Annotated in this window: 5 protein-coding genes and 2 pseudogenes; all 7 read right to left on the bottom strand. The window is 52.8% G+C overall.

Features of this window, described 5'->3' with window-relative positions; translation table 11 throughout:
* Window positions 1-410 (bottom strand): annotated as a pseudogene (locus ACOTWU_RS25105) (hypothetical protein); the annotation flags it as partial.
* Window positions 407-628: a TraR/DksA family transcriptional regulator gene (locus ACOTWU_RS25100; protein WP_126499357.1), complete on the bottom strand. Its 222-nt coding sequence runs from the start codon at window positions 626-628 to the stop codon at window positions 407-409. The gene ACOTWU_RS25100 and the pseudogene ACOTWU_RS25105, both read right to left, overlap by 4 nt.
* A gap of 91 nt (window positions 629-719) precedes the next feature.
* On the bottom strand, window positions 720-1,235 hold the full coding sequence (locus ACOTWU_RS25095; RefSeq protein ID WP_126499351.1) for a hypothetical protein: 516 nt from the start codon (window positions 1,233-1,235) through the stop codon (window positions 720-722).
* On the bottom strand, window positions 1,232-1,450 hold the full coding sequence (locus ACOTWU_RS25090; RefSeq protein WP_315433146.1) for a hypothetical protein: 219 nt from the start codon (window positions 1,448-1,450) through the stop codon (window positions 1,232-1,234). The genes ACOTWU_RS25095 and ACOTWU_RS25090 overlap by 4 nt, the downstream gene beginning before the upstream one ends.
* Window positions 1,447-2,109 (bottom strand): MT-A70 family methyltransferase, encoded by a 663-nt coding sequence (locus ACOTWU_RS25085; protein WP_126499350.1) that lies wholly within the window; start codon window positions 2,107-2,109, stop codon window positions 1,447-1,449. The genes ACOTWU_RS25090 and ACOTWU_RS25085 overlap by 4 nt, the downstream gene beginning before the upstream one ends.
* Window positions 2,085-2,612 (bottom strand): hypothetical protein, encoded by a 528-nt coding sequence (locus ACOTWU_RS25080; protein WP_059291247.1) that lies wholly within the window; start codon window positions 2,610-2,612, stop codon window positions 2,085-2,087. Before ACOTWU_RS25080 ends, ACOTWU_RS25085 begins: the two co-directional genes overlap by 25 nt.
* 4 nt (window positions 2,613-2,616) lie before the next feature.
* Window positions 2,617-2,817, bottom strand: a pseudogene (locus ACOTWU_RS25075) (hypothetical protein); the annotation flags it as partial.

The raw sequence follows: 2,817 nt of genomic DNA, 5'->3' as shown, positions 1-2,817 counted from the left end.
GGCATGTGAATTGATGGGCACCATGTCCCATCGTACTGAAGATCGTCAGTATGTGGTTTCCAGTAGGCATCATCGGGAATCGACCACAGGCCATAATTACCTTCTTTCTGCTCGCAACTGGCTCGATAAATACGTGCTGCTTCAGGCCCGCCGCCTTTGACAAGGTTGTCCCTCCAGTCAACGGGGCACCCGTCTTCATTGCCTAATTGGGCCCACGTCTCCCGGATCCAGATGCGATCGCCGACAGCACCGAAAGGGCAGGAAATATTGTATTTCTTGTGCGGATACTGCGCCTGAAGATCTAGCATGTTGGCAGTTGATGGATTAACTGGCCGCCGCGTCTGCGTCTTCCGGCCGTCGAGGATGGCGCGCACCATCTCCCCGTTAAAAATCATTCCGCGCTCTTTCACTGGATTCCCCTCTGCTTGTTTCTTAATTCGATCACGCCCTGGCACTCCGCGCACGTCTGGCAGCCGGGAACGGCAGCGCGCCGCGGTTCCGGGATGTCCTCCCCGCACTCGGCGCAATGCTCGGCTGATACGGCGTTGCGGTTTACTCGATGAGCGGAAAGAGCAGCGTTACGCTGAAGCTCTTCAATCTCTGCTGCGGTATCGATGATGTCTGCCATGGTCAATGCTCCCGGAACTGTCGGTTAATTCGGTTGAAGGTGAACGCCAGCAATAAAAAGGGAGCCTTAAGCTCCCGGGTGATTAGTGCCTTCATGCGGCACCACTTTCGCTTGCGTCAAGGTCATCAAAAAGGCTCCAGTAACGAGACCAATCAGGCTGTTTGTAATCTTCGGTGTCTTCATCCCACTCACCAAGAAATGGGTTTTCACATACCGAAGTGAGCCATAAACCAATAGCCGGGCACTCAGGTGAGCTTTCAAAAATTTCAGCAATGCGGGGCCAGTGGTTTACATATTTATCATCAGCCGGGAAGTCAGTTAGGTATTTGCGAATGCAATCTGCTGCCAACGCGTAATGTTCCTGCTTCACATACATGCGGTCGTATGTCATAGCGAGAACAGCGCGATGGTAATATGGAATATCAAGGCGGTTAGCCAAAGGCCAAAGACTATCTATTTTCATCATGTACTGATGGGCCGGAAGTCCAAGATATTTCATTGCCATGTCGTTCCATATGACAGGGCCACTTCCCCAGCCATTTCGGAGCTCTTCATCCTCTTCAGACTTTTCGCCCGGCCAAACTTTTATAACTGTTGAATAACTCACGATTCCACTCCGAAGCGGCGATTAAGCCGACCTGTGTATACGATGAATTCCAGGAGGCTAACTCCCAGAGCTTCAATTTTCTTGTGATGCTTGTTGATGATGGGAGGCACCGTTTCGTTCCAGTTAGGCTTTGGCTTCTTGCGCATGGCCTGCTGGATTTCTTCGGTGCAGCGGCGGCAGGCGGCGCGGATGGCGTTTTCATTTGCTGGCGTCATGCGGCCTCCGTTTTCACAACTTGGATGGCGCAGCCGGGCAGCAGTTCTACCGCGGCGGTGTCGCACTGATTTCCCCAGCGATCCCAGCCCGGCGCCGCACAGCGGCTAAATAACTCAATGCGTGGCACATCTCCGTAAAGCAGCTCCAGCCTGTGCCGTACTTCCCACGGCTTTTCGCTGTGCGCTCCGAGCGGGCTGTATACCACCTGCTTAATCCCGGCGTGCTTACGTTCCAGCCCGGCGCCGCGGGTGGCAATCAACAGGTCTTCGGTGTTGGCCCGGGTGTGATTGCCGCCGTTCATGCGCGTCTCTGAGTTAAGCAGATCGAGGAAGTCGTAAAAGTCGGCAACTTCACCCTCGGCCAGGGCTTTATTGATGCGTAACTCGGCGTTCTGATTCAGCTTCACCCAGGTAAAGCCCTTCATCGTGCGAACGGTAAAGCCCCAGGCCTCGGCCAGTTCTATAGCCTCCTGGTTATGCGTGCCGGTATACCACATCGCCAGCACCGCGTTTTCGGCGGCAAGTTCCCACACAGGCAGGCGCTTGATGTCGATTAACTTCATGGTGGCGTAGTGGTCGGTGGCAGCCCCGTTGCTGATTGTGTTGCCGTAAGACCAGGGAGGGTCAGCCATTATTAAGCTGTATTTTTGATTCGGCATCTTCTTCCTCCCATTAGAGAAACGACGCGGTTGAAATCTTCATAGCTCTCAATATTCCGTGAATAATCAAGCATCCTTTGCGTGCCGTTGGAATAAATCCTCCCCGGGTAAATACCGCTAGAAGATCTAAACTCCATCGTCTGGATAAGCGTTCCTGGGTTTTTTGTGCTGGCCAGTTCATCCGTAGACATGAAAGCTATCTTCTCTTCATCGATGACAACGAAGGCGTAGAAGTCACATGTACTAAGTGATGCTGCGCGGCCATAACCTTTCCCCGTTCTCGTTCCGAACCGGTAAACACTTTTTGATTTGCCGTAATCGCGCATTTTCAGCGTCGAGCGAACCTGTCCCTTAAGGAGCCTGCCGTTGGCCTCAACCACAATGTCGTATGGCAATCCCTGGTCTGATGGGAAACAAACAAAACCCTGCTTGGCCAGCTTAAAAATTGCGTAATATTCTCCGCACTTCCCCAACTCAAGCTCGCTGACATATTTTCCGGTCATGGAATTACACCTCAAAAGCAAGTTGTGGCGTGAAAAGATCGCGTTCTGCGTCGTAATTCAGCGAACTTGCAGAGTTAAAGGCTTCAATGCGCTCAACCAGCACCGCAGCGCGTGTTTCTTTGCTTGCCGGCGCGTAGGCTGATTTATCCCACGCTTTGTCGATGCCGATGTTTCGCGCCACATTAGTACTGTCGGCTGACGACAG

Origin of the sequence: Enterobacter cloacae complex sp. GYL001, assembly GCF_049237125.1 — a bacterium.
GTDB lineage: Bacteria > Pseudomonadota > Gammaproteobacteria > Enterobacterales > Enterobacteriaceae > Enterobacter > Enterobacter hormaechei_C.
Note: the sequence above shows the minus strand (reverse complement) of the source record. Positions and strands in the feature narration are given on the sequence as shown.